Here is a 22,759-nt window from a genome sequence, read left to right as displayed (position 1 = left end):
CCGTACCTGCCGCCGCTCGAATAGGGGCGGCCTTGGCCGTGTGCAGCACCGTCCAGTCCAGGTCAGTGCGGCTGCTGCGGCTCGGGCAGATGGTCGAACCCATGCGGCGGACTTCCTCTCCACGACGTCGGTGCCGGTGCTTCAGCACTTCTGTCCGCCACAACAGCACTCCACCGTGCAACATTCCCGGGGGTCAGCCGAGTGACGCGACCCACTCCACGACACCGCCGGTGACGATCTCCAGCGCCCGCTCCTGCGTGATCTCCGCGCGCTTCGGCACGGCGAACCCGTGATCGCCGTACGGCACCTCGACCAGGTCGTACGCCCACCCGTCTCCCACCACCGCCCTTGCACCGTCGCGCTGCGCGCGGCCCCTTTCGATCTCGGGGAACTCGTCCGGCTTGCCGAAGGGATCGTTTCCGCCCTGGACGACGAGCGTGGGCACCCCGGCGCCGAGCAGCTCGTCGGCGCGGGAGCGCTCCGGCCTGCCCGGCGGGTGCAGCGGGAAGCTCAGCGCGAGCACGGCGTGCGCGCCCAGCTCCGTCGCGGTGCGGCAGGCGACCCGGGCGCCTGCGCTGCGGCCGCCGGAGATCACCGGCAGCGCCATCCCGGCCAGCGCGGGCCAGATGCCGCGCCAACCGGCGTCCAGGGTCTTCGGCGCGGGCGCGACCTTCCTGCCCGCGACCCGCCAGGGCTGCTCGACGAGGGCCACGGTCACGCCGTGCCCCGGGAGCACCTGGGCGAGCGCCTGCAGGTCCCGCGCCTCGATGCCACCGCCGGCCCCGTGGCTCACGGCCAGCACCAGCCGCGCCTTCTTCGCCCGGTGCCAGGTGATGCGGGCGGTCCCGGCGTCGGTCTCGACAATCTCGATCACACCAGAAGGCTAGAAGAGGGTGCCCACTTCCGGCGCCTCCAGCTCCTTCAGCAGCTCCGGGCCGTTGTTGCGGACGTTGCTGACGGCCGTGGCGACCGGGTAGGCGCGCATCAGACCGGGCGGGGGCGGGGCGAGCAGCTCGCGCAGGCCGTCCGGGTCGGTGCGGGCGGGGTCCAGCCAGGCGTCCCAGCGGTCCGGCGTGAGCATCAGCGGCATCCGGGGGTGGATCTCGGCGAGGGTGTGCGGGCCCTCGGCGGGGGCGACGGCCAGCGGGGTGTGCTCCGCCTCCGTGGTGATCACCGAGCAGGTGACCCACCAGGCCTGCGGGTGGTCGTCGGGCAGGGTGCGGTCCCGCCAGAACTCGTACAGCCCGGCCATCGCGAACACCGAGCCGTCGGCGGGCAGCACGAAGTACGGCTGCTTGCGGGGCCGCTTCTTCTTCCCCTCGACCTCCAGCTCCCGCTCGTCCTTGCCGGTGACCCACTCGTAGTAGCCGTCGGCGGGCAGGATGCAGCGCCGGGCGGCGAAGGCACGGCGGTAGGCCGGCTTCTCGTGCACGGTCTCCGCGCGCGCGTTGATCATCCGGGCGCCGCCCTCGGGCGTCTTCGCCCAGGAGGGCACCAGTCCCCACTTGAGCCTGCGCAGCTGTCGAACCGGCCGTGGCTCGGACGCGTCTTTCAGGGGACGGTCCAGGACGGCGTAGACCTCCTTGGTCGGAGCCACGTTGTAGTCCGGCTCCAAGGTCTCCCCGGGCTCCCACTTCTCGATCTCGAAGACTCCTGCGAGATCCTCGGGCCTACGACTGGATGCATACCGTCCGCACATACGTGCCACACTGCCAGACTCCGCACCACGACAGGGAGCCACCACCGGAATGGACAGCCTCGCCGCCACCGCGCTGCCCGGCCTCTGGGACCGGCTCACCGGCGCCCAGCCCGACCCCGACCTGTGGGTGGTGCTCGCCACCCTCGTCGCCGCCCTGGCCGTCGTCGTCCCGCACTCCCTGTGGCGGCTCTCGCGCAACGCCATCACCATCGCGCACGAGGGCGGCCACGGGCTGGTGGCCCTGCTCACCGGCCGGCAGCTCACGGGCATACGCCTGCACTCCGACACCAGCGGACTCACGGTCAGCCGTGGCAAGCCGTACGGCCTCGGCATGATCCTCACCGCGGCCGCGGGCTACACGGCCCCCTCGCTGCTGGGCCTCGGCGGCGCCGCGCTCCTGGCCGCGGGCCACATCACGCTGCTGCTGTGGGTGGCGACCGCGCTGCTCGTGGTGATGCTGGTGATGATCCGCAACGCGTACGGGGTCCTGACCGTGGTCCTCACCGGGGGCGCCTTCCTGCTGGTGTCCTGGCTGGCGGGACCGCAGGTGCAGGCGGCGTTCGCGTACGCGGTGGTGTGGTTCCTCCTGTTCGGGGGCGTACGACCGCCCTTCGAGCTGCAGGCGAAGCGGGCGCGGGGAGGCGCGGGGGACTCGGACGCGGACCAGTTGTCGCGGCTGACGCACGTACCGGCGGGGCTGTGGCTGTTCCTGTTCCACGCGGTGTCACTGTGCTCGCTCGTCGGTGGGGGCCGCTGGCTGCTGGAAGGTTGACGCCGGGCCCTCCTTATAAAGTGGCCTCATGGCCCCGAACACCGCCCACCCCGCCCTCTGGCCCGCCCCGCACGCGAGCGGAGCCGTCGACGCGACGGTCCACGTGCCCGGGTCCAAGTCGGTCACCAACCGCGCCCTGGTGCTCGCCGCCCTGGCGTCCGAGCCCGGCTGGCTGCGCCGCCCGCTGCGCTCCCGCGACACACTGCTGATGGCCGGTGCCCTGCGGGCCATGGGCGTGGAGATCGAGGAGGGGGTGGGCCCGGACGGCTCCGGTGAGGCCTGGCGGGTGCTGCCCACGGGCCTGCGCGGTCCGGCCACCGTCGACGTCGGCAACGCCGGCACGGTGATGCGCTTCCTGCCGCCGGTGGCCGCGCTGGCCGACGGTCCCATCCGGTTCGACGGGGACCCGCGGTCGTACGAGCGCCCGCTGAACGGCGTGATCGACGCGCTGCGCGTGCTCGGCGCCCGGATCGACGACGACGGCCGGGGCGCGCTGCCGCTGACCGTGCACGGCAGCGGGGCGCTGGACGGCGGCCCGGTGTCGATCGACGCCTCCTCGTCCTCCCAGTTCGTCTCGGCGCTGCTGCTGTCCGGCCCGCGCTTCAACCAGGGTGTCGAGGTCCGCCACACCGGCGCGTCCCTGCCCTCCCTGCCGCACATCCGGATGACCGTGGACATGCTGCGCGCGGTCGGCGCCCAGGTGGACACCCCGGAGTCGGGTGGCGAGCCGAACGTGTGGCGGGTGACGCCGGGTGCGCTGCTCGGCCGGGACCTGACGATCGAACCGGACCTGTCGAACGCCCAGCCGTTCCTGGCGGCGGCCCTGGTCACCGGCGGCAAGGTGCTGATCCCGGACTGGCCGGCCCGCACCACCCAGCCGGGTGACCGGCTGCGGGAGATCTTCACCGAGATGGGCGGTTCCTGCGAACTGACCGAGTACGGGCTGGAGTTCACCGGCTCGGGTGCCATCCACGGCATCGACGTCGACCTGGGCGACGTGGGCGAGCTGACCCCGGGCATCGCGGCGGTCGCGGCCCTCGCGGACTCCCCGTCCACCCTCCGCGGCGTGGCCCATCTGCGGCTGCACGAGACGGACCGGCTGGCCGCGCTCACCAAGGAGATCAACGAACTCGGCGGCGACGTCACCGAGACGGCCGACGGCCTGCACATCCGCCCGCGCCCGCTGCACGGCGGCACCTTCCACACCTACGAGGACCACCGCATGGCGACGGCCGGTGCGATCATCGGCCTGGCGGTCGAGGGCGTGCAGATCGAGAACGTGGCGACGACGGCGAAGACCCTGCCGGACTTCCCCGACCTGTGGACCGGGATGCTCGGGAACTGACGGGCGGACTGGAACCATGCGCCGCTACGGCAAGCACACCGACGAGGACGACATCCGCAGCCGCCCCAACCGCAAGGGCAACCGGCCGCGCACGAACATCCGGCCCAAGCACGAGGACGCGGCCGAGGGCATGGTCCTCACCGTCGACCGGGGTCGGCTGACCTGCCTGGTCGAAGACCGGCCCATCATGGCGATGAAGGCCCGCGAACTGGGCCGCAAGGCGGCCGTGGTGGGCGACCGGGTGGCCCTGGTCGGCGACCTGTCCGGCCAGAAGGACACGCTCGCGCGGATCGTGCGCATCGAGGAGCGCAGCTCGCTGCTGCGTCGTACGGCCGATGACGACGACCCCTATGAGCGGGTGGTCGTCGCCAACGCGGACCAGCTGGCCATCGTCACGGCGCTGGCGGACCCGGAACCCCGCCCCCGTCTGATCGACCGCTGTCTGGTCGCGGCTTACGACGGCGGTCTGGAACCACTGCTGGTGATGACCAAGTCGGACCTGGCCCCGCCGGACAAGCTGCTGGAGCTGTACGGCCACCTCGACATCCCCTACGTCGTCACCAGCCGCGAGGAGCTGGAGAACGGCGACGCGGCGGACCGGGTGCGCGAGTACCTGGACGGCAAGATCACCGCCTTCGTGGGCCACTCGGGTGTCGGCAAGACGACCCTGGTCAACGCACTGGTCCCGGAGGACCGCCGCCGTACGACGGGACGCGTCAACGCGGTCACGGGCCGCGGCCGGCACACCACCACCTCGGCGCTGGCGCTGCCCCTGACCAGTACGGACGGCTGGGTCATCGACACCCCGGGCGTGCGTTCCTTCGGTCTCGCGCACATCGACCCGTCCCGGGTGATCCACGCCTTCCCGGACCTGGAACCGGGCACCGAGGGCTGCCCGCGCGCGTGCAGCCACGACGAGCCGGACTGCGCGCTGGACGCGTGGGTCGAGGAGGGGCACGCGGACCCGGCGCGGCTGTTCTCCCTGCGCCGGCTGCTGGCCACGCGGGAGCGTCGGGAAGGCGACTGAGCACCGCGTTGTTTGCCGGGGTGCCGGGACGGTAAGTGCATAATCGCACCCAGCCGGACGGCCGGACCTACGGGAGGACAGCACATGGCGTGGCTGCTGGTCATCGTGGCCGGGATTCTGGAGACCGGCTTCGCCGTGTGCCTCAAGCTCTCCCACGGCTTCACCCGCCTGTGGCCGACGGTCGCGTTCGCCAGCTTCGCACTGGGCAGCTTCGGTCTGCTGACCCTCTCCCTGAAGAAGCTCGACGTCGGCCCCGCGTACGCGGTGTGGACCGGGATCGGCGCGGCGGGCACCGCGATCTACGGCATGGTCTTCCTCGGCGACCTGGTGTCGACCCTGAAGATCGTCTCGATCTCCCTGGTGATCGTCGGCGTGATCGGGCTGCAGCTGTCGGGATCGGCACACTAGGCACTTCCGGGCCCGGCTCGCCGGACTGGCCCTGTGCCTTCCGGCACGACCGGACGTCTCCTGAGCCTTCCGGCACGACCGGACTGGCCCTGAGCCTTCCGGCATGATCCGCCGCACGGATCCAGGGCCTTTGCGCCCGGGCCCACCCGGCGGGCTCCTACCCGACGCGCTGCCGGACCAGGGCGCTGCGCACCAGCTCGGCCACTCCGCCTTCACCCGGCGGGGCCGCGACGCACGACAGGGCGACCCGTACGGCCAGCTCGCAGGACCGGACCAGCTCGGCGGTGTCCGCCGAGGCCGCGGCGGGACCGGCCAGTACCGTCACCGCCCGGTCCCGCACGATCTGCACGAAGTCGCGGGGCGAGGGCAGCGGTCCGTCCGCCCGGCGCTGCGCGGGTACGGCGGAGGAGGACGGCACGGCGGACAGGGTGGGTGTGGGCAGACGCTCGCTCCAGCAGCCGGTGAGCATGGCCCGTACCAGCGCGTTGTCCCGGGCGGCCGCCGCCATCCACTCGGCGGTGGCGGTCAGCCGGTCCCGCGGGTCGGTGTGCCCGGCGAGGGCCCGCTCCACTCCGGCGAGATACCCGTCGGCCTCCCGCCGCACCAGCGCCCTGGCCAGCCCCTCTTTGCTCCCGAACTCGTTGTACAGCGTCTGCCGGGACACTCCGGCAGAGGCTGCCACGTCGACCATCCGCACCGCGGACCACGGCCGGCGCCGGAGCGCCGTGTAGGCGGCGTCCAGTAGCGATTCCCGGGCTGCAGGCATCAGCGCCTCCCTGGGGCGAGCAACTCTGCGCCCAGATTTGACGCGCATACATGCACTGTCAAGGGTTCGCGGTGGTGCGCAGGGGCGCCCTCGGTCACCGATGCATCGATGGGAGTTCCCCCGCTCCTGTCCCCCAGGCCCCCTATAGCCCCGTACCCACTCGGCAGATACCGTTCCTCACATGCCGGACTACCTCGACGACCTCCGCCTCGCCCACGTCCTCGCGGACGCGGCCGACGCCGCCACCATGGCCCGCTTCAAGGCCCTCGACCTGAAGGTGGAGACGAAGCCGGACATGACCCCGGTGAGCGAAGCGGACAAGGCGGCGGAGGAGCTCATCCGCGGCCAGCTGCAGCGCGCCCGCCCCCGGGACGCGATCCTCGGCGAGGAGTACGGCATCGAGGGCACCGGCCCCCGCCGCTGGGTGATCGACCCGATCGACGGCACCAAGAACTACGTCCGCGGCGTCCCCGTCTGGGCCACCCTCATCTCCCTGATGGAAGCGGGCGAGGGCGGCTACCACCCCGTCGTCGGCGTCGTCTCCGCCCCCGCCCTCGGCCGCCGCTGGTGGGCCGCGAAGGGGCACGGCGCCTTCACCGGCCGCAGCCTGTCCGCCGCGACCCGCATCCACGTCTCCGGCGTCGGCAAGCTCTCGGACGCCTCCTTCGCGTACTCCTCGCTCTCCGGCTGGGAGGAGCAGGGCCGCCTGAACGGCTTCCTCGACCTCACCCGCGAGGTGTGGCGCACGCGCGCGTACGGCGACTTCTGGCCCTACATGATGGTCGCCGAGGGCTCGGTCGACCTCTGCGCCGAACCGGAGCTGTCCCTGTGGGACATGGCCGCCAACGCGATCATCGTCACCGAGGCCGGCGGCACCTTCACCGGCCTCGACGGCCGCCCGGGCCCGCACAGCGGCAACGCGGCCGCGTCCAACGGACTGCTGCACGACGAGTTGCTGGGGTATCTGAACGGGCGCTACTGACGCCGGAGCGTGGACGGGATCTCCGGCCCACCACCCGGTGTGCCGCAGGTGGGCTGAGATCCTGGCGTTCGCCGCATCTACTGGCGGTGGTGGTCAGTGCCAGTTGGTGTCGTGGGTGAGTCGGTTGTGGTGGGTGTCGTACTGGTCGACTGCGGTGATGGTCCGTCCGTCGGGGATGGGTGCGGCCCAGGCGCGGTAGGTGGTGCCGGGGACGGCGACGGTGGTGGCTTTGACCTGGGTGCCGTCGGAGAGCGAGACCACGCCGTAGGCGACGTCGGCTTCGGGGTTGGAGACCATGAGCCGGCTGCCGCTGAGGCCCTTGTCGTGCAGACCCCACAGCCCCATCTCGCCCGAGGCACGGGGATCCTGCGTGCCGGTGACGGGCTGGCAGTCGGCCCACCGGCCGCCCTGGTGATCGATACGGACGCCGCCGATGTACATGCGCTGGCACAACAGCGATGTGCCAGGAGCCGTGGATCCGTCGGGGAGCGTGGGCAGGGTGTAGCCCTTGGGCAGCGTCCGGTGGAACTCCAGCGCCACCGACCAACGGTGCCCGCCCGTCGTCCCCTCGGCCACCCGGACACCGACCGGGCCGGGAGTCGGGGTGAAGGAGGAGCTCGCGGGGGGTGAGGGCCGGCGCGCGGGCTCGACGGCATCAGACGGTGGCTTCAGGAACGCAACCGCCAGACCGAGGCCGAGGACGCAGGCGGCACTTGCCACGGCAGCCGCCGCACGGCGGCGTTTCCTGCGGGCGCGCGCGGCGGTCAGGATCTGGTCGACGGGGGCCTGGGACGAGGGGTAGGCCTCGCGTGACCGGGCGAAGGCGGCGCGTGCCCAGTCTTCTTGGCCGTGGTCTGGAGTCATCGTGCCTCTGCAGGGCGGCTGGGCGGGTAGTTGCAGGCGAGGGTCGACCGGCTGCGCAGTTTGGCCAGGGCCCGGGACGCCTGGCTCTTCACGGTGCCGACCGAACAGCCGAGGACGTCTGCCACTTCCTCGACGGACAGATCCTCGCAGTAGCGCAGCACCACGACAGCCCGCTGGCGCTCGGGCAGGTCGGCGAGCTCGCGAGCCAGGGTGTCGTACACGTCCACGCCTCCGACACCGGCCCCGTCGTCGTGGACGGGGCCGGTGTCGGGCAGTGACGGGAGAAGGAGGTGGGTGATCCTGCGGCGGCGATGCCGGCTGCGGTTGGTGTTGACCAGTGCGCGGCGAACGTAGTGTTCGGCGCGCTCCGGCTCCAGTCGCCGCCAGTGCGGGTACACCTTGGCCAGCGTCGTCTGCACCAGGTCTTCCGCTTCGTGGAAGTCGCCCGTGAGCAGGTACGCGGTGTGGGTCAGGGCTCGCCAACGGGCGGCGACGAACCGGGTGAACTCCGAATCCGGTCCGCGGTCCGCGGCCTTGCGGTCACTTGGCTGCACAGCAGGAGGTGCCCGTCCTTCGCCTGGCTGGTCAGTGCCAGTTGGTGTCGTGGGTGAGTCGGTTGTGGTGGGTGTCGTACTGGTCGACTGCGGTGATGGTCCGTCCGTCGGGGATGGGTGCGGCCCAGGCGCGGTAGGTGGTGCCGGGGACGGCGACGGTGGTGGCTTTGACCTGGGTGCCGTCGGAGAGCGAGACCACGCCGTAGGCGACGTCGGCTTCGGGGTTGGAGACCATGAGCCGGCTGCCGCTGAGGCCCTTGTCGTGCAGACCCCACAGCCCCATCTCGCCCGAGGCACGGGGATCCTGCGTGCCGGTGACGGGCTGGCAGTCGGCCCACCGGCCGCCCTGGTGATCGATACGGACGCCGCCGATGTACATGCGCTGGCACAACAGCGATGTGCCAGGAGCCGTGGATCCGTCGGGGAGCGTGGGCAGGGTGTAGCCCTTGGGCAGCGTCCGGTGGAACTCCAGCGCCACCGACCAACGGTGCCCGTCCACCCGGCCTCTGCCGATCACCTGCGTGACCACCTGCGGCACCTGCCGGTGAGCGGAAGCAGACCGCTTGGCAACGGCGGAGGCAGGTGCGGACGCCGGGTGGGCAGCCGGGCTCGACGCCGCCTCGCTCGCGGAGGCGCCGAACGAGACCCCTCCGAGCGCGGCGACCGCGACGGCCGCCATGGCTGCCTTCCTGGCAAAACTGAGAGCCACGGAGCATTTCTCCTTCAAAGCTGCCGCCCGACGCCATGCCGGGCGGGTCCTCGACGGCCGGCGCGCTGGGCCCGCGTGCCGACCTGCAGCGACCACCGGGATCGGTGGCCGCGGCTTGGACGTCCGCCCGTAGGTACTCCCAAACACCCACGGCAGGTTGCACGCCCGCGCGAGATGAGGTGGATCGACGACGACCGACGACCGACGACGACAGGCATCGACAGCAACTACGCAGCTCACCGGCGGAGTGCAGAGCCACGCCGCACCCCACTGGAAGCAAAGTTCAATACCAGCGCTACTGAGCAAGGAGAGAAGCCCGCGCACGCCCTCAACTGGCCACGCGCGCCCTCTTGTTGACCCGCCCTTTACCTGGCACTCTGGGGCCACCCCCACTTGTGAACTTGTGAATCCCTGAACTAACGGCCGGTGCCGCGGGTCCGGGGATTCCCATAGGAGGTGGCCCATCCCATGCTCGTCCGTGACGCCATGAGCACCATGGTCCTCACCCTCGGCCCCAACCACACCCTCCGCCAGGCGGCCGCCCTGATGTCCGCCCGTCGCGTCGGCGCCGCCGTGGTCCTCGACCCCGACGCCGGCGGCATCGGCATCATCACCGAACGCGACATCCTCAACTCCGTGGGCCTCGGCCAGAGCCCGGACGCGGAGCTCATCCACGCCCACACCACCACCGACGTGGTCTTCGCGGCCCCGACCTGGACCCTGGAGGAGGCGGCCCGCGCCATGGCGCACGGCGGCTTCCGGCACCTGGTCGTCCTCGATCGCGGCGAGCCCGCCGGCATCGTCTCGGTCCGCGACATCATTCGCTGCTGGGCGCCGGCACGGCAGGAGGTGCCCGCATGAGACCTCTACATTGGATTTAGTCCAAAACGATCAGCGTTCCAAAGTCACACCCATTCGGAACCTGGTCTCGATTCCGTTACACTGGTATGCATGAGCGACCTTCTGGAACGGCTGCGCGGACGCGGATGGCGGATGACCGCACAGCGGCGCGTCGTGGCCGAGGTTCTCGACGGCGAGCATGTCCATCTGACGGCCGACGAGGTCCACGCGCGGGCCGTCGTGAAGCTGCCGGAGATCTCTCGCGCGACCGTCTACAACACGCTGGGTGAGCTGGTCTCCCTCGGCGAGGTGCTCGAGGTCACCACCGACAAGCGCGCCAAGCGGTACGACCCGAACGCGCACCGGCCGCACCACCACCTGGTCTGCGCCCAGTGCGGCGCGATCCGTGACGTGCACCCCACGGGCAACCCGCTCGCCGACCTCCCCGACACGGAGCGCTTCGGCTTCACGGTGTCGGACGTCGAGGTGACGTACCGGGGACTGTGCCCGAACTGCGCAGGCGCGTGACACGAGGGGGCGCAAGCCCCCTCTTTTTCACACGCCGATACGCAGGCCTATGAACGCACCTAGGGCCGGAATCCATATCTGGATTCCGGCCCTAGGTCTTCAGTAGCGGGGACAGGATTTGAACCTGCGACCTCTGGGTTATGAGCCCAGCGAGCTACCGAGCTGCTCCACCCCGCGTCGGTGAACACGACATTACGTGAGGGCAGCCCGCCGAAGCAAATCGATTGGGCGCGCGTGGCCGGGGTCACGCAGAAAGCTCTTCCCGCAGCGCGTCCCGCAGCCGCCCCGCCCGCTCGGCGACCTCCGCCGGCCCGAGCGCCACCGCCCGGTCGGCCCACTTCTGGCCCTCGGCAAGCTCCCCGCGACGCGCGTAGACGAGGGCCAGCCGGAGAGCCGCCCGCCCGTGCCCCGCGTCGGCGGCCCGCGTCCACCACACGGCCGCCTCCGGCTCGCTGCCCTCCCGGGCCAGCAGCAGCCCCAGGTTGAACGCCCCGTTGCGCGACCCGGCCTCCGCAGCCGCCCGGTACCACCGCGCCGCCTCGACCACGTCACCCCGGGCCGCCGCGAGCATCCCCACGCGCACCTGCGCCCGCCGGTGCCCCAAAGAGGCCGCCCGCTCGTACCACTCCTCGCACTCGGTCTTCTCGTGCACGATCTCGCCCAGCTCGTGCGCGGGCTCCGGCGGCCGCCGCGCGTCCAGCACGGTGGCCAGCCGGTACGCCGCCTCGGCACTGCCGCCGCCGGCCGCGCACCGCAGATGCCGCTCGGCCTCCGGCTCGTCGCCCTCGCGCAGCCGTGCGATCCCGACCTGCAGCGCGGCCTCGGTGTGCCCGGCGGCGGCCGCCCGCTCGTACCAGCGCAGAGCGAACTGATCCTCGCCCCGCCCGGCGTGCAGGATCCCCAGGTTGAACGCGGCGTCCACGCTCCCGGCCTCGGCCGCCTTGGAGAACCAGGGCTCCGCACCGCTCGTGTCGCCGCCCTGAAGCAGCAGGATGGCCAGCGCGTTCGCCGCCTCCCGGTGCCCGGCGTAGGCGGCCCGCCGGTACCACTGCTCGGCCTGCGCGGTCCGCCCCTGCTCGGCGCAGAGCAGCCCGAGGTTGTACGCCCCGTTGTCGTCCCCGGCGTCCAGCGCCGCCCGGTACCAGCGCTCGGCGGTCTGCGTCTCCCCGCGCTCGGCGTGCAGCGCGCCCAGCGCGTTGGCCGCGTTGCCGTCGCCGTCCTGCGCGGCCCTGAGCCACCACACGGCCGCGCTCTCGGTGTCACCGGCGTCCCGCAGCAGGAACCCGAGCGCGCAGGCCGCGCGCGCTTCCCCGTCCTTGGCGGAGGTCAGGTACCAGCGCCCGGCCTCCTTCAGCTCCCCGCGCTTCTCCAGGATCGCGCCAAGGTGCAGCGCGGCCCGCCGGTGGCCGCGCGCGGCGGCCTGCCGGTACCACTGTTCGATCTCCTCGACAGCGTTGTCAGACCCGCTCTCGTCCTCGTGCGCGGCCCTGTCGAGCGCGCGTGCGAGCCGGTAGGCGGCCTCGCGGTGCCCGCGTTCGGCGGCGGCCCGCATCCACTGCTCGGAGCCGGCGTCCGCGCGGTGCTCCAGCAGGTCGGCGAGCGCGTACGCGCCCAGTACGTGGCCCTGCTCGGCGGACTGGCGCAGCCAGTACTCGGCGGCGGGCTCGTCCCCACGCTCACGGTGGTGCCGGCCGAGCGCGTGCGCGGCGGCGGCAGAGCCGGCGACGGCGGCGATCCGCCACCAGCCGGCGGCCTCCTCGGGGTAGCCGCGCTGATGCAGGAGGACACCCAGATTGTTGGCGGCGGCCCGGTCCCCGGCCGCGGTGGCGGCACGCAGCTGGGGCTCGGCTCCGTCGAGATCGCCGCGGCGCAGCAGCATGGCACCGAGGACGCTCATCGCCTCGGTGTCGCCGGTCTCCGCGGCGAGCCGGAGGCGTACCTCCTCGGCGGCTTCCCCCATGTCGCCCATCTCGTCCCGCGTCGGCTCCTCACTCGAAGGCTGCACAAATCGCCCTGTCTCGAACAGATTTGCCTTGTCCCCCATAACGTCCATCGTCGCACCACCTGCAACCTGGGTACACCCGGTATACCGCAGCCCGTGAGGTCACTTCAGCGTTTTGTCGACATGCCCACAGAGAGATAAGTCAAACACAGGTCGCCCAACTCCCCACGGCGGCGCGGCCGTCCTCCCCCTCTGTACATGAGTTCGCACACCACGAAGGCCCGGATCCCTCAGGATCCGGGCCTTCGACTTCAGTAGCGGGGACAGGATTTGAACCTGCGACCTCTGGGTTATGAGCCCAGCGAGCTACCGAGCTGCTCCACCCCGCGCCGTTGCCTGGTAACCGTACCACGGCGCAGAGTGGCCTTGATCAACTCTTGTTCTTGTCTGCTGTCTTATCTGCTGTCTTGTCGGTCGTCTTGTCAGCCTTGGACTGTGCGTCCTCGGCCCGCTTCAGCGCGTCCTGCAGGTCCTTCTGCGCCTTGGCGTACGCGTCCCAGTCCGGCCCCTCCTTCAGGGCCTGCTGCCCGGCGGCGAAGGCCTTCTGCGCGTCTTCCAGCGCCTGCTTCACCGTCGGGTTGCCGGCGCCGGGCGGGTTGGTGGTGCCGGTATCGGGCGGCGTGGTCGCCCCCTGCACTCCGAACACCTTGTTGAGCGCCTCGTCCAGAGTGTCCTCGAAGGCGGTCTTGCCCTCGTAGGTGACCAACACCTTGCGCAGCAAGGGGTACTTGAGCTCACCGCCGCGTACGTAGACGGGCTCCGCGTACAGCAGGCCCCCGTCCAGCGGCACGGTCAGCAGGTTGCCGTACTCGACCTTCGAGTGGCCTCTGCTCAGCAGACTGATCGTCTCGGCGATGTCCGCCTGGGAGTTGAACTGGCTCTGGACCTGCTTGGGTCCGTCGACGGTCGTGCTCGTCGGCAGTTTCAGGACTCTGATCTTGCCGTAGTCACTGGCCCGCGGATCGGAGTCGACGGACATGAACGCGCTGAGGTTGTCCCGCCCGTTGGGCGTGAACGTCGTCGTCAGCGAGAAGGCCTGCGCGGCCTGGTCCGGCATCTTCATGCTCAGGTAGTACGGCGGCACCGCACTGCCGGAGTCGTTGGTCGGGTCGTCCGGGACCTCCCACACCTCGCTGCCACTGAGGAAGGTCTGCGCGTCCGTCACGTGGTAGCGGGTGAGCAGCTCGCGCTGGACCTTGAACAGGTCCTGCGGGTAGCGGAGATGGGCCATCAGGTCCGCGGAGATGTCCGCGCGGGGCTTCACCGTGCCGGGGAAGGCCTTCATCCAGGTCTTCAGCACCGGGTCCTTGGTGTCCCACTGGTAGAGCTTGACCTCGCCGGTGTACGCGTCGACGGTCGCCTTCACCGAGTTGCGGATGTAGTTGACCTGGTTCTGCTGGGCCACCACCGCGCGGGAGTTGTTGGTCGCGGTCAGCGAGTCGGCCGTCGTGTCGCCGAGGGTCGTACGAGAGGCGTACGGGTATCCGTTCGTGGTCGTGTACGCGTCCACGATCCACTGGATGCGGTGGTTCACCACGGCCGGGTAGGCGTCGCCGTCGATGGTCAGCCAGGGGGCCACGGCCTCGACGCGGTCCTTGGGCGTGCGGTTGTACAGGATCCGCGAGCCCTTGCCGATCGCGCCGGAGTAGAAGATCTGCGGCTCGTTGAACGCCACCGCGTACGCGGCCCGGTTGATCGGGTTGTCGAGGTTGACCCCGCTCTTGCCGGTGTAGCTGGTGGTCTTCGCACCCTGGTCGTCGGAGTAGTCGATCTCCTTCTGGGGACCGCCGACGATCGAGTACGTGGACGTCTTCTCGCCGTAGTAGATCCGCTGCTCGTACGTCCCCAGGTCGCCCTCGGAGGGCAGGTTCTTCTCCGTGAAGACCGGCCGGCCGCGGGAGTCGGCCTCGGTGCCCTTGGCGGCGACCACGCCGTAGCCGTGCGTGTAACGGAAGTGGTCGTTGATCCAGTTGTTCTTGGGGATGCCGTCCAGGTTCAGCTCGCGCAGGCCGATGACGGTGTCCTGGTCCTTGCCGTCCTTGGCGTACCGGTCGACGTCGAGGTTGGTCGGGAACCCGTAGTAGTTCCAGATCTGCTGCAGCTGCTGGAACGTCGGCGAGACGACGTTCGGGTCCATGATGCGGATGCTGGCCGTGTCGTCGACCTGGTCGCGCAGCTTGGTCTTGTCCGCGGTGCCGGACTTGCCCGGGTACTCGGTGACCTTGGCGTCGTCGATGCCGTACGCCTCACGGGTCGCCTTGAGGTTCTTCTGGACGTACGGGGCTTCCTTGGCCTGCTCGTTGGGCTGGACCTGGAACTTCTGCACGATGGCCGGGTACAGGCCGCCGATCAGGATCGCGGAGAGCACCATCAGGCCGAAGCCGATGACGGGCAGCTGCCAGGTGCGCCGCCACAGGGTGGCGAAGAACAGCAGCGCGCAGATGACGGCGATGCAGAACAGGATCGTCTTGGCCGGCAGATAGGCGTTGGCGTCGACGTAGCGCAGACCGGTCCAGTTGCCGGTCGCCTTGAAGTCGCTGGACTTGACGGCGAGGCCGTACCGGTCGAGCCAGTAGGCGACCGCCTTCAGTGCCACGAAGATGCCGAGGAGCACCGACAGATGCCCGGTCGCGGCGGCGGTGGCGCGCGCGCCCGGGCTGGTGACCCGCAACCCGCCGTACAGGTAGTGGGTGAACGCGGCGGCGATCAGGCAGAGGATCGCGGTGGCGAATCCGAAGCCGAGCAGGAACCGGTACCAGGGCAGATCGAAGGCGTAGAAGGAGACGTCGAGGTGGAACTGCGGGTCCTTCTGGTGGAAGGGCACGCCGTTGACCCACATCAGCCAGGTGCGCCACTGGCTGGACGCCGAGGCACCCGCGATCAGGCCGACGAGGGAGGTGACGGCGAGCAGCATCCACGTCTTGTACGGCGCGATGCCCATCCGGTAGCGGTCCAGGCTCTGCTGTTCCATGGACATGGCACTCAGCGGGGGCCGCAGCCGGTGCGCGAGCCAGATGTTGAAGCCCACGGCGAGAGCCATCAGCAGACCGAAGACGAAGAACAGCCCGATCTTGGTCGACAGCGTGGTGGTGAACACGGACGAGTAGTGCACCGACCGGTACCACAGCCAGTCCGTCCAGAAGCCCGCGAACATGGTGAACGCCATGCCGAGGACGGACAGGACGCCCAGTGTCACGAGCAGGGTCCGGGCGCGCCGGGAGGGGCGGCCCGCTCTGATCCGCGGTCCCGTCGGGCCTCCGCCGCGGTCCGGCATCTGGAAAGCCAAGGTGCGCACCTCGAAGTTCGCTGTCGATCCGTCAGGCCCTCGTGTTCGCGGGCCCTCCGTGGCCCCCCGTGATCGCGGGCCCACACCTATGCAACTTACTCACGGTTTACTCGGTTCCCGATTCCGGCCGGTAACGAGGCAGGATTGTGACCATGTCCAACACTCCCATGGCAGCGAGCCCGCTCACCCGGGCCGTACTCGAGATCGACGAGTACACCTCCGGCCTCGGCTGGGACCAGCCCGCTCGCCTCTTCGCCCTCGTAGACACCGCACGGCTGCGGGCTCAGGAACCCTCGCTCGCCGCCCAGCTCGGCCTGGAGGACGAGTCCGAGACCACCGGTCTCACCCCGATCGAGCAGGACGAGGTCCCGTCTGACAAGCCGCTCGACGAGTTCCTCGGCACCATCGCCTGGCCGGACGCGGTGGTCGGCTGCGCGCTGACGGTGGAGCGCCTGATGCTGCCTCCGTCGGCCGAGGCGCAGGTCCCGCAGGGCCTGAGCGAGGCCAAGCTGACCAAGTGGGTGGCGGACCACCCGGAGCGCCAGGAGGTCCGCATGACGGTCGCGGTGCTGCGCGACGGCAGTCGCGACTCGGCACTGCGGCTGCGCGAGAAGGACTCACCGACGGAGGTTCTGACGGGCCCGGACCTGGTACCGGGCCTGGCGGAGGCCCTGTCGGCCACGTTCGCGGACTGACGTCCTCTTCTCGCAGATCTTGTACGGCGCTGGGGGCGCCCCTTGCCACAAGGGGCGCCCCCAGCCGTGTACCGGGTTCCGCTCTCAGCCCTTGGCGGTGCACTTCGGCAGGTCGGCGGTGTCGCCGCTGCGGATGTCCTTCAGCGCGTCGAGCGCGTCGCCGATGGTCTTGACCTTGACCAGGGTGAGCCCGCCCGGGGTGTCCTTGGCGGCGGCCGCGCAGTTCTCGGCGGGCGTCAGGAAGTACTGGGCGCCCTTGCTGCGCGCGCCGACGGTCTTCATCTCGATGCCGCCGATCGGCCCGACCGTGCCGTTGTCGTCGATGGTCCCGGTGCCGGCGACGAACTTCCCGCCGGTGAGGCTGCCCGGGGTGAGCTTGTCGTAGATGCCGAGCGCGAACATCAGGCCGGCGCTGGGCCCGCCGACGTCGGCGAGCTTGATGTCGACGGTGAACGGGAAGGTGTGGTCGGTCCCGGCGGAGATCCCGACGATGGCCCGCTTGGCACCGCTGTCGGCGGAGGTCGCCGTCGTGATCTTCACGTCCTGCGTCCTGGTCGCCGTCTTGTGCTCCTTCTCGGCGGCGGCCTGCTCCTTGACGGGGACGACGGTGAAGACGACGTCCTGCCCCGGCTTGTGCTTGGTGACGAGCTTGGCGACATCGGACGGCTGCTTCACCGCCGTGCCGTCCACGGCCTTGATCACATCACCGGCGTGCAGCCTGCCCTCGGCCGGGGAGTCCTTGACGACGGTGGAGACGATCACCCAGGACTTCACCGGGACACCCAGTTCCTTCAGGGCGGCGACCTTCGCGCTCTCCTGGGACTGGCTGAACTCCTCGGCGTTCTCCTGGGTGGACTGCTCCTCCGTCTTGCCGTCCGGGTAGAGCGTGTCGTGCGGCACGATCTTGGTGTCGTGCGCCAGCCAGCCGTAGACGGCCTCCACCAGGTTCATCCGGAAGTCGGCGCTGGTGACCCGGACGGTGGTCATGTTCAGATGCCCGTCCGTCGGGTAGGTCTTGTGCCCCTCGATCTGCAGCACCGGCTCGCCGTCGTGCTCCCCGAGCGTGTTCACGGTCGGCCCCGGGGACATCTCCGAGTACGGCACGGGGATGAGCACTCCCGCGCACAGGAGCGCGATCAGCATCAGGGTGGAGGCGAGCATCGTCGCGGTGCGGCGTGGCATGCAACGACAGTACGGGACGCCTCTGTCAGCGCACCGTCAGGGCACCCCCGTCAGGCGCCGCGCGTACCCGAGCGGGGCTTCTCCATGGCCTCGCGGAAGCGCGCGTACCCGTCCAGTTCGGGCCCGTCGCTGCGGGCCCGCCGAGTCCGGTTGGCCCAGCTGCCCCACAGACCGGCACCGACCGCAGCCACAAGCGGAATCAGCAACCAGGCAAGCGCCGCCATGCCGGCCTCCCAACCCCTTGAGCGTCCGCGACTGACTGATCAGCAGATTAACCATCCGCCCTGACAACGCTCACGCCAGGGGGACGGTTACGCAACCGGAGGGGGTGGTGGGCCGAACGTGAACACGGGTGCGGCTGACGTCAGCAGGCGCCGACCCACTCCTCGGTCCCGTCGGAGAACTTCTGGTGCTTCCAGATGGGCACTTCGTGCTTGAGGTCGTCGATCAGTTTGCGGCACGCCTCGAAGGCCTCGCCCCGGTGCGGGCACGACACGCCCACGACGACGGCGAGGTCCCCGACGTCGAGGTCGCCGACCCGGTGGACGGCGGCCAGCGCGCGCACCGGGTACTCGGCGACGACCTTCTCGGCGATCCGCCGCATCTCGGCCTCGGCGCTCGGATGGCAGGAGTACCCGAGCGCGTCGACGTCGGCACCCCCGTCGTGGTTCCGCACGGTCCCCACGAACAGCGCGACACCGCCGGCGGCGTCGTCACCGACGGCCCGGAACACCTCGTCCACGGACAGCGCGGTCTCCCGGATGCCGATCAGCTTGATGGGATCCTGAGCTGCCTGCTCACCGGGGTGATCGTTCGTAGCTGCCATGGATCCATCGTGCCGCATGCCCCCGACAACGAGGAATACGACTTTCACCAGGCACACGCGCGGGGATGTTTGGAGTCTTCTACAGTCGCCCTGCAATCCACCGAGTCAGGTGGTGGGTCACAGGCCGGGGGTTCAGGGCGCGGGAGCCCCTGGCGGCGTCACGGGAGCCCCCTGGCGGCGTTCAAGGGGCGGAAGCGTCTTGCCTCACCGCCGCCGGGCCTTGCGAGCCCGCCGAACCACGGCTGCAGCGCCCAGCAGGGCCACCGTCGCACCCGCCGCACCCGCAGCCGTCGCGTCCTTCCGCCCCAGCCGACGCCCGGCGACCGTATGCCGCCCGGAAACCTCTTCCAGCAGCTCCGCGAGCACTTCCTCGTTGGTCCACCCCGGGCGCCACCCGGCGTCGTGCAGCCGGCTCCCGCTGACCACCCAGGGATACATCGTGTACGCCAGGTCCCCCGCCGGAGACGGAGTGAGCCCGATCCGGTGCAGCCGAGCCGCCGCGCCGAGCGCGACCGCCGACGGCAGCTCCATCCGCCGGATCCCGCTCAGCTCCTCCACCTCCTCCTGCTCCAGCCACCCGTCACAGCCGACGGCCAGCTCCCCGTCGACCTTCTCCAGGACGGCGTACTCCAGAGCGCTGCACAGATCCTCGACGTGACAGAACTGCCACACGGGCCGCGACCCGGCGACGACCAGCAGGCGGGGCGACTCGAAGTACCTGGTCAGCGCGGTGTCCGTGCCCCCGACCAGCACGGCGGGCCGTACCACGGTCACGTTCAGCCCCGGATGCGCCCGCGGCGCGCGCCGCGCCAGCCGCTCGATCTCCAGCAGATCCCCGACCCCGGTCGCCTCGGCCGTGGCCCGCAGCTCGGCGTCCTCCGACAGCGGCAGCTCGTTGTCCGGCAGCGCCCCGTACACCATCGCGGACGTGCACAGCACCACCCGGTGCACCCCGGCCGCCGCGGCCGCGGTCAGCACGGTCTGTGTCCCCCGGACGTTGTAAGCGGTGCGGGCGGCCGGGTCGCTCCCGAGGTCCAGGTCGAGCGCCAGATGCACGACCACGTCTGCGCCGCGCAGCTTGTCGGCGATCGACGGGTCGCGCACGTCGAGGATGTGCCACTGCGCGGCCGCGCACTCCCCGCGCCGCTCGTCGATGGCGATGACCTGCTTGATCTCCTGGGACGCGGCGAGCCGCTCGGTGAGCAGGGCTCCCACCCCGCCGGCGGCGCCGGTGACCGCGACGACGGGTCCGCGCACGGCGGGCGGGGTTGAGGGGTTTCGCGCTGCGCGAACCTGCGGATCCGGGGAACTCACCTGGCGTCTCCAGAGGTTGTCTTCAGTACGGGCGCGACTGACGCGGCCGTACCAGGTGCATCCATCCTGCCGCAGGCCTTCTGTGGACGAAGCACCGAGGCCCGATCGGGTCCGGGTGTCTACGCTGGGTGGTGATGTCGGGCAGCCGCGCCGCCGGAGAATCACCGGCGGCCTTACCAGCCGAGGAACCCCGTGAGTGACACCCCATTCGGATTCGGCCTTCCGCCGGAGGAGCCGGAAGACGGCGACGAGGGCAAGAAGAAGGACCAGCAGAGCGGTGGTGGGCAGGGACCGGCCAACGCGTTCGGTTTCGGGCTGCCGGGAGCCGGAGGCTTTGGCGGCCCCGGCGCCGACAATCCGCTCGCAGCGATGTTCGGTTCCCTGAACCCCACCGACCTGGGCGCCGCGTTCCAGCAGCTGGGCCAGATGCTCTCCTACGAGGGCGGCCCGGTGAACTGGGACATGGCCAAGCAGATCGCCCGCCAGACGGTCTCCCAGGGCACCCCGGACGGCGTCAAGGACGCGAGCGTCGGCACCGCCGAGCACACCGCGGTCGAGGAGGCCGTCCGCCTGGCCGACCTGTGGCTGGACGACGCGACGTCCCTGCCGTCGGGCGCCGCCTCGGCGGTGGCCTGGTCCCGCGCGGAGTGGGTCGAGGCGACCCTGCCCGCCTGGCAGGAGCTGGTCGACCCGGTCGCCGAGCGGGTCGGCGCGGCCATGGGCGACGTCCTGCCGGAGGAGATGCAGGCCATGGCGGGCCCGCTGATCGGCATGATGCGCTCGATGGGCGGTGCCATGTTCGGCACGCAGATCGGGCAGGCTGTCGGCGTGCTCGCGGGCGAGGTCGTCGGTTCGACCGACATCGGCCTGCCCCTGAGCCCGGCCGGCAAGGCCGCGCTGCTCCCGGCCAACGTGGAGGCCTTCGGCAAGGACCTCGGCGTGCCGCAGGAGGAGGTCCGGCTCTACCTGGCCCTGCGTGAGGCCGCGCACCAGCGCCTGTTCTCGCACGTGCCGTGGCTGCGCTCGCACCTGTTCGGCGCGGTCGACGGGTACGCGCGCGGGATCAAGGTCGACACGGCCAAGCTGGAGGACGTGGTCGGCCAGTTCGACCCGCAGAACCCCGAGCAGCTGCAGGACGCTCTCCAGCAGGGCATGTTCCAGCCGGAGGACACGCCCGAGCAGAAGGCGGCCCTGGCCCGTCTGGAGACGGCTCTGGCGCTCGTCGAGGGCTGGGTGGACGCGGTGGTCCACGCGGCCGCGAAGCCGCGTCTGGCGTCCGCCGACGCCCTGCGCGAGACCCTGCGCCGGCGCCGGGCCACCGGCGGTCCGGCGGAGCAGACGTTCGCCACGCTGATCGGCCTGGAGCTGCGCCCGCGCCGGCTGCGTGACGCCTCCCGTCTGTGGGCCTCGCTCACGGACGCGCGCGGGGTCGACGGCCGGGACGCCCTGTGGGCCCATCCGGACATGCTGCCGACGGCCTCGGACCTGGACGACCCGGACGGCTTCGTCCACCGCGAGCAGCTGGACTTCTCCGAGCTGGACAAGATGCTCGGCGAGGCGGCGAGCGGCTCCGGCGAGAAGCCGAACCTGAAGAAGGACGACGAGGGCAAGGACGACGACGCCGAGTGAGCCTGCACGACGACGCGGTCCTCGTCCTGAAGGGGTACGAGGGCCAGGAAGAGCTGCGCCAGGCCTACCTGGACCATCTGGCGGCCCACCGGGACGGCATGTGGAAGGCCTGTCACGCGGGCCACGTCACGGCGAGCGCGCTGGTGATCGACCCCGAGCGCGGCCGGGTGCTGCTCACGCTGCACAGGAAGCTGCGGATGTGGCTGCAGATGGGCGGCCACTGCGAGCCGGGCGATGCCTCGCTGGCGGCGGCGGCCCTGCGGGAGGCGACCGAGGAGTCCGGCATCGCGGGGCTGACGCTGCTGCCCGGCGGTCCGGTGCGCCTGGACCGGCATCCGATCCCGCCGCCGTGCCACTGGCACTTCGACGTGCAGTACGCGGCGCTGGCCCCGAGCGACGCCGAGCACGTGGTCAGCGACGAGTCGCTGGACGTGCGCTGGTTCGCCTACGACGAGGTGGCGGACGTGGCGGACGAGTCGGTCCTGCGCCTGCTGGACGCGACCCGCGCCAGGCTCTGAACACGTAAGGGGCGACCGCCCGGGCGGTCGCCCCTTACGTTTGTTTTCCGGACGGTCAGCTCCAGACGTTGCCCTGGTTCTGGGCGCGCACGCCCTGCTGCCCCATGCCGAACTGCGCGGCGAGGCCCTGGCCGATCTGCGCGTTCTGCGGCGGCAGCAGCTCGCTGGGCTGCACGAGCGCGAACCCGGAGCCCATGAAGCTCAGCTCCCAGCCCTCACCGGTGTTCCCGCGCCGCCGCCACACTCCCGAGGAGTGCGTCTGGGCCTGCATCTGCACCCGCAGCCCGGTGGACCAGGCGACGATCGCGTCGGCGTCGCAGTTGACGTACTTGTCGGGCGTGACCTGCATCAGCAGCGGCGCGCCCGAGGTCATCAGGGCCACCTTGCCGCGTCCGGTGATGTTCAGCTGGTACTTCCCGGACCCGGAGATGCCGTAGAGGCTGTCGACGGCGATGACCTCGTGGTGCAGCGAGGAGTCCATGGCGAGGACATAGCTGCTGTCGACCGTCAGGCCGTCCTGCTCGACCTCCATGACGTGCACGTGCTGGGCGAGGTTGGCGAGGTAGACCGTGCCCTGCCCGTGGCAGCGCATCAGGTCCAGGCCCTCGCCGGTGTACGCACGCGCGCGTGCCTGATTGTTGCTGCGGTACTCGGCGTCGAACTCGACGAGTCCCTGGTAGGCGACCATGGTGCCCTTGCGGGCGAGGAGGTCGTCGTGACCCTCCAGGGTGACCCGGAGCATCTGCTTGTTCTGCAGGCTCCAACGCTCCTGCGTCTGGGAGTCGTTGTACGCGAAAAGCGGGCTCTGCATGA

Annotated in this window: 23 protein-coding genes and 2 tRNA genes; 10 read left to right on the top strand and 15 right to left on the bottom strand. The window is 70.9% G+C overall.

Annotated features, from left to right (window positions below; translation table 11 throughout):
• Nucleotides 1–193: 193 nt before the first annotated feature.
• Nucleotides 194–874 (bottom strand): alpha/beta family hydrolase, encoded by a 681-nt coding sequence (locus ACIF83_RS14290; RefSeq protein ID WP_399726708.1) that lies wholly within the window; start codon nt 872–874, stop codon nt 194–196.
• A gap of 9 nt (nt 875–883) precedes the next feature.
• Nucleotides 884–1,699, bottom strand: a complete 816-nt coding sequence (locus tag ACIF83_RS14285) for an SOS response-associated peptidase (RefSeq protein WP_398137606.1) — start codon at nt 1,697–1,699, stop codon at nt 884–886.
• A 49-nt stretch (nt 1,700–1,748) separates the two neighbouring features.
• Here ACIF83_RS14285 and ACIF83_RS14280 point away from each other — a divergent pair, with 49 nt between their 5' ends.
• From ACIF83_RS14280 to ACIF83_RS14265, 4 genes are all read left to right on the top strand, one after another.
• Nucleotides 1,749–2,471, top strand: a complete 723-nt coding sequence (locus tag ACIF83_RS14280) for a M50 family metallopeptidase (RefSeq protein ID WP_393468981.1) — start codon at nt 1,749–1,751, stop codon at nt 2,469–2,471.
• Nucleotides 2,472–2,499: 28 nt separating this feature from the next.
• A complete protein-coding gene (gene aroA, locus ACIF83_RS14275) occupies nt 2,500–3,816 on the top strand; it encodes a 3-phosphoshikimate 1-carboxyvinyltransferase (RefSeq protein ID WP_393468978.1) in 1,317 nt (438 codons plus the stop codon).
• A gap of 16 nt (nt 3,817–3,832) precedes the next feature.
• Entirely contained in the window at nt 3,833–4,843 is a 1,011-nt protein-coding gene (gene rsgA, locus ACIF83_RS14270; protein ID WP_393468975.1) for a ribosome small subunit-dependent GTPase A, read from the top strand.
• Between the two features lie 84 nt (nt 4,844–4,927).
• On the top strand, nt 4,928–5,251 hold the full coding sequence (locus ACIF83_RS14265) for a multidrug efflux SMR transporter (RefSeq protein WP_055710521.1): 324 nt from the start codon (nt 4,928–4,930) through the stop codon (nt 5,249–5,251).
• Between the two features lie 157 nt (nt 5,252–5,408).
• On the opposite strand, the gene ACIF83_RS14260 is transcribed toward ACIF83_RS14265, so the two are convergent.
• Complete coding sequence (locus tag ACIF83_RS14260) at nt 5,409–6,017, bottom strand: TetR/AcrR family transcriptional regulator (RefSeq protein WP_399726702.1); 609 nt, start codon at nt 6,015–6,017, stop codon at nt 5,409–5,411.
• Between the two features lie 181 nt (nt 6,018–6,198).
• Here ACIF83_RS14260 and hisN point away from each other — a divergent pair, with 181 nt between their 5' ends.
• The gene (gene hisN / locus ACIF83_RS14255) at nt 6,199–6,999 is read left to right on the top strand and encodes a histidinol-phosphatase (RefSeq protein ID WP_398137608.1); all 801 of its coding nucleotides are present in this window, start codon (nt 6,199–6,201) and stop codon (nt 6,997–6,999) included.
• Nucleotides 7,000–7,092: 93 nt separating this feature from the next.
• On the opposite strand, the gene ACIF83_RS14250 is transcribed toward hisN, so the two are convergent.
• From ACIF83_RS14250 to ACIF83_RS14240, 3 genes are read right to left on the bottom strand one after another with little or no spacing between them, the layout of a single operon-like run.
• Nucleotides 7,093–7,863 carry a hypothetical protein gene (locus tag ACIF83_RS14250; protein WP_393468965.1) on the bottom strand — a complete coding sequence of 257 codons (771 nt, stop codon included), beginning with the start codon at nt 7,861–7,863 and terminating at the stop codon, nt 7,093–7,095.
• On the bottom strand, nt 7,860–8,417 hold the full coding sequence (locus ACIF83_RS14245; RefSeq protein WP_399726698.1) for a SigE family RNA polymerase sigma factor: 558 nt from the start codon (nt 8,415–8,417) through the stop codon (nt 7,860–7,862). The genes ACIF83_RS14250 and ACIF83_RS14245 overlap by 4 nt, the downstream gene beginning before the upstream one ends.
• A gap of 31 nt (nt 8,418–8,448) precedes the next feature.
• Nucleotides 8,449–9,126 (bottom strand): hypothetical protein, encoded by a 678-nt coding sequence (locus ACIF83_RS14240; RefSeq protein WP_399726695.1) that lies wholly within the window; start codon nt 9,124–9,126, stop codon nt 8,449–8,451.
• Nucleotides 9,127–9,594: 468 nt separating this feature from the next.
• Between ACIF83_RS14240 and ACIF83_RS14235 the strand changes: the two genes are divergently transcribed.
• The gene (locus ACIF83_RS14235; RefSeq protein ID WP_393468914.1) at nt 9,595–9,987 is read left to right on the top strand and encodes a cyclic nucleotide-binding/CBS domain-containing protein; all 393 of its coding nucleotides are present in this window, start codon (nt 9,595–9,597) and stop codon (nt 9,985–9,987) included.
• A gap of 90 nt (nt 9,988–10,077) precedes the next feature.
• Nucleotides 10,078–10,494, top strand: coding sequence for a Fur family transcriptional regulator (locus tag ACIF83_RS14230; protein WP_390770774.1), 417 nt, complete (start codon nt 10,078–10,080; stop codon nt 10,492–10,494).
• 103 nt (nt 10,495–10,597) lie between these two features.
• On the opposite strand, the gene ACIF83_RS14225 is transcribed toward ACIF83_RS14230, so the two are convergent.
• From ACIF83_RS14225 to ACIF83_RS14210, 4 genes are all read right to left on the bottom strand, one after another.
• Nucleotides 10,598–10,671 (bottom strand) — tRNA-Met (locus ACIF83_RS14225).
• A gap of 67 nt (nt 10,672–10,738) precedes the next feature.
• Nucleotides 10,739–12,547 carry a tetratricopeptide repeat protein gene (locus ACIF83_RS14220; RefSeq protein ID WP_399726692.1) on the bottom strand — a complete coding sequence of 603 codons (1,809 nt, stop codon included), beginning with the start codon at nt 12,545–12,547 and terminating at the stop codon, nt 10,739–10,741.
• A 204-nt stretch (nt 12,548–12,751) separates the two neighbouring features.
• Nucleotides 12,752–12,825, bottom strand: a tRNA-Met gene (locus ACIF83_RS14215).
• A 41-nt stretch (nt 12,826–12,866) separates the two neighbouring features.
• A complete protein-coding gene (locus tag ACIF83_RS14210) occupies nt 12,867–15,770 on the bottom strand; it encodes a UPF0182 family protein (RefSeq protein WP_399727154.1) in 2,904 nt (967 codons plus the stop codon).
• 164 nt (nt 15,771–15,934) lie between these two features.
• On the opposite strand from ACIF83_RS14210, the gene ACIF83_RS14205 reads away from it, so the two are divergent.
• A complete protein-coding gene (locus tag ACIF83_RS14205; protein ID WP_393468908.1) occupies nt 15,935–16,477 on the top strand; it encodes a PPA1309 family protein in 543 nt (180 codons plus the stop codon).
• An 84-nt stretch (nt 16,478–16,561) separates the two neighbouring features.
• Here the strand turns inward: ACIF83_RS14205 and ACIF83_RS14200 are convergent, their stop codons facing one another.
• From ACIF83_RS14200 to ACIF83_RS14185, 4 genes are all read right to left on the bottom strand, one after another.
• Entirely contained in the window at nt 16,562–17,659 is a 1,098-nt protein-coding gene (locus ACIF83_RS14200) for a PDZ domain-containing protein (protein ID WP_393468906.1), read from the bottom strand.
• Nucleotides 17,660–17,709: 50 nt separating this feature from the next.
• On the bottom strand, nt 17,710–17,850 hold the full coding sequence (locus tag ACIF83_RS14195) for a hypothetical protein (protein ID WP_393469833.1): 141 nt from the start codon (nt 17,848–17,850) through the stop codon (nt 17,710–17,712).
• Nucleotides 17,851–18,023: 173 nt separating this feature from the next.
• Complete coding sequence (locus tag ACIF83_RS14190; protein ID WP_393468903.1) at nt 18,024–18,485, bottom strand: molybdenum cofactor biosynthesis protein MoaE; 462 nt, start codon at nt 18,483–18,485, stop codon at nt 18,024–18,026.
• A 204-nt stretch (nt 18,486–18,689) separates the two neighbouring features.
• Nucleotides 18,690–19,799, bottom strand: coding sequence for an SDR family oxidoreductase (locus ACIF83_RS14185; RefSeq protein WP_393468900.1), 1,110 nt, complete (start codon nt 19,797–19,799; stop codon nt 18,690–18,692).
• Between the two features lie 192 nt (nt 19,800–19,991).
• Between ACIF83_RS14185 and ACIF83_RS14180 the strand changes: the two genes are divergently transcribed.
• Both ACIF83_RS14180 and ACIF83_RS14175 read left to right on the top strand, forming a co-directional pair.
• Nucleotides 19,992–21,428 (top strand): zinc-dependent metalloprotease, encoded by a 1,437-nt coding sequence (locus ACIF83_RS14180; RefSeq protein ID WP_399726686.1) that lies wholly within the window; start codon nt 19,992–19,994, stop codon nt 21,426–21,428.
• Nucleotides 21,425–21,946, top strand: a complete 522-nt coding sequence (locus ACIF83_RS14175; RefSeq protein ID WP_399726683.1) for an NUDIX hydrolase — start codon at nt 21,425–21,427, stop codon at nt 21,944–21,946. Before ACIF83_RS14180 ends, ACIF83_RS14175 begins: the two co-directional genes overlap by 4 nt.
• A 55-nt stretch (nt 21,947–22,001) precedes the next feature.
• Here ACIF83_RS14175 and ACIF83_RS14170 read toward each other — a convergent pair whose 3' ends face one another.
• Nucleotides 22,002–22,757, bottom strand: coding sequence for an AIM24 family protein (locus tag ACIF83_RS14170; protein ID WP_393468891.1), 756 nt, complete (start codon nt 22,755–22,757; stop codon nt 22,002–22,004).
• Nucleotides 22,758–22,759 lie beyond the last annotated feature (2 nt).

This window comes from Streptomyces sp. NPDC085866 (assembly GCF_044541035.1).
In the GTDB taxonomy this organism is placed as follows: Bacteria; Actinomycetota; Actinomycetes; order Streptomycetales; family Streptomycetaceae; genus Streptomyces.
Note: the sequence above shows the minus strand (reverse complement) of the source record. Positions and strands in the feature narration are given on the sequence as shown.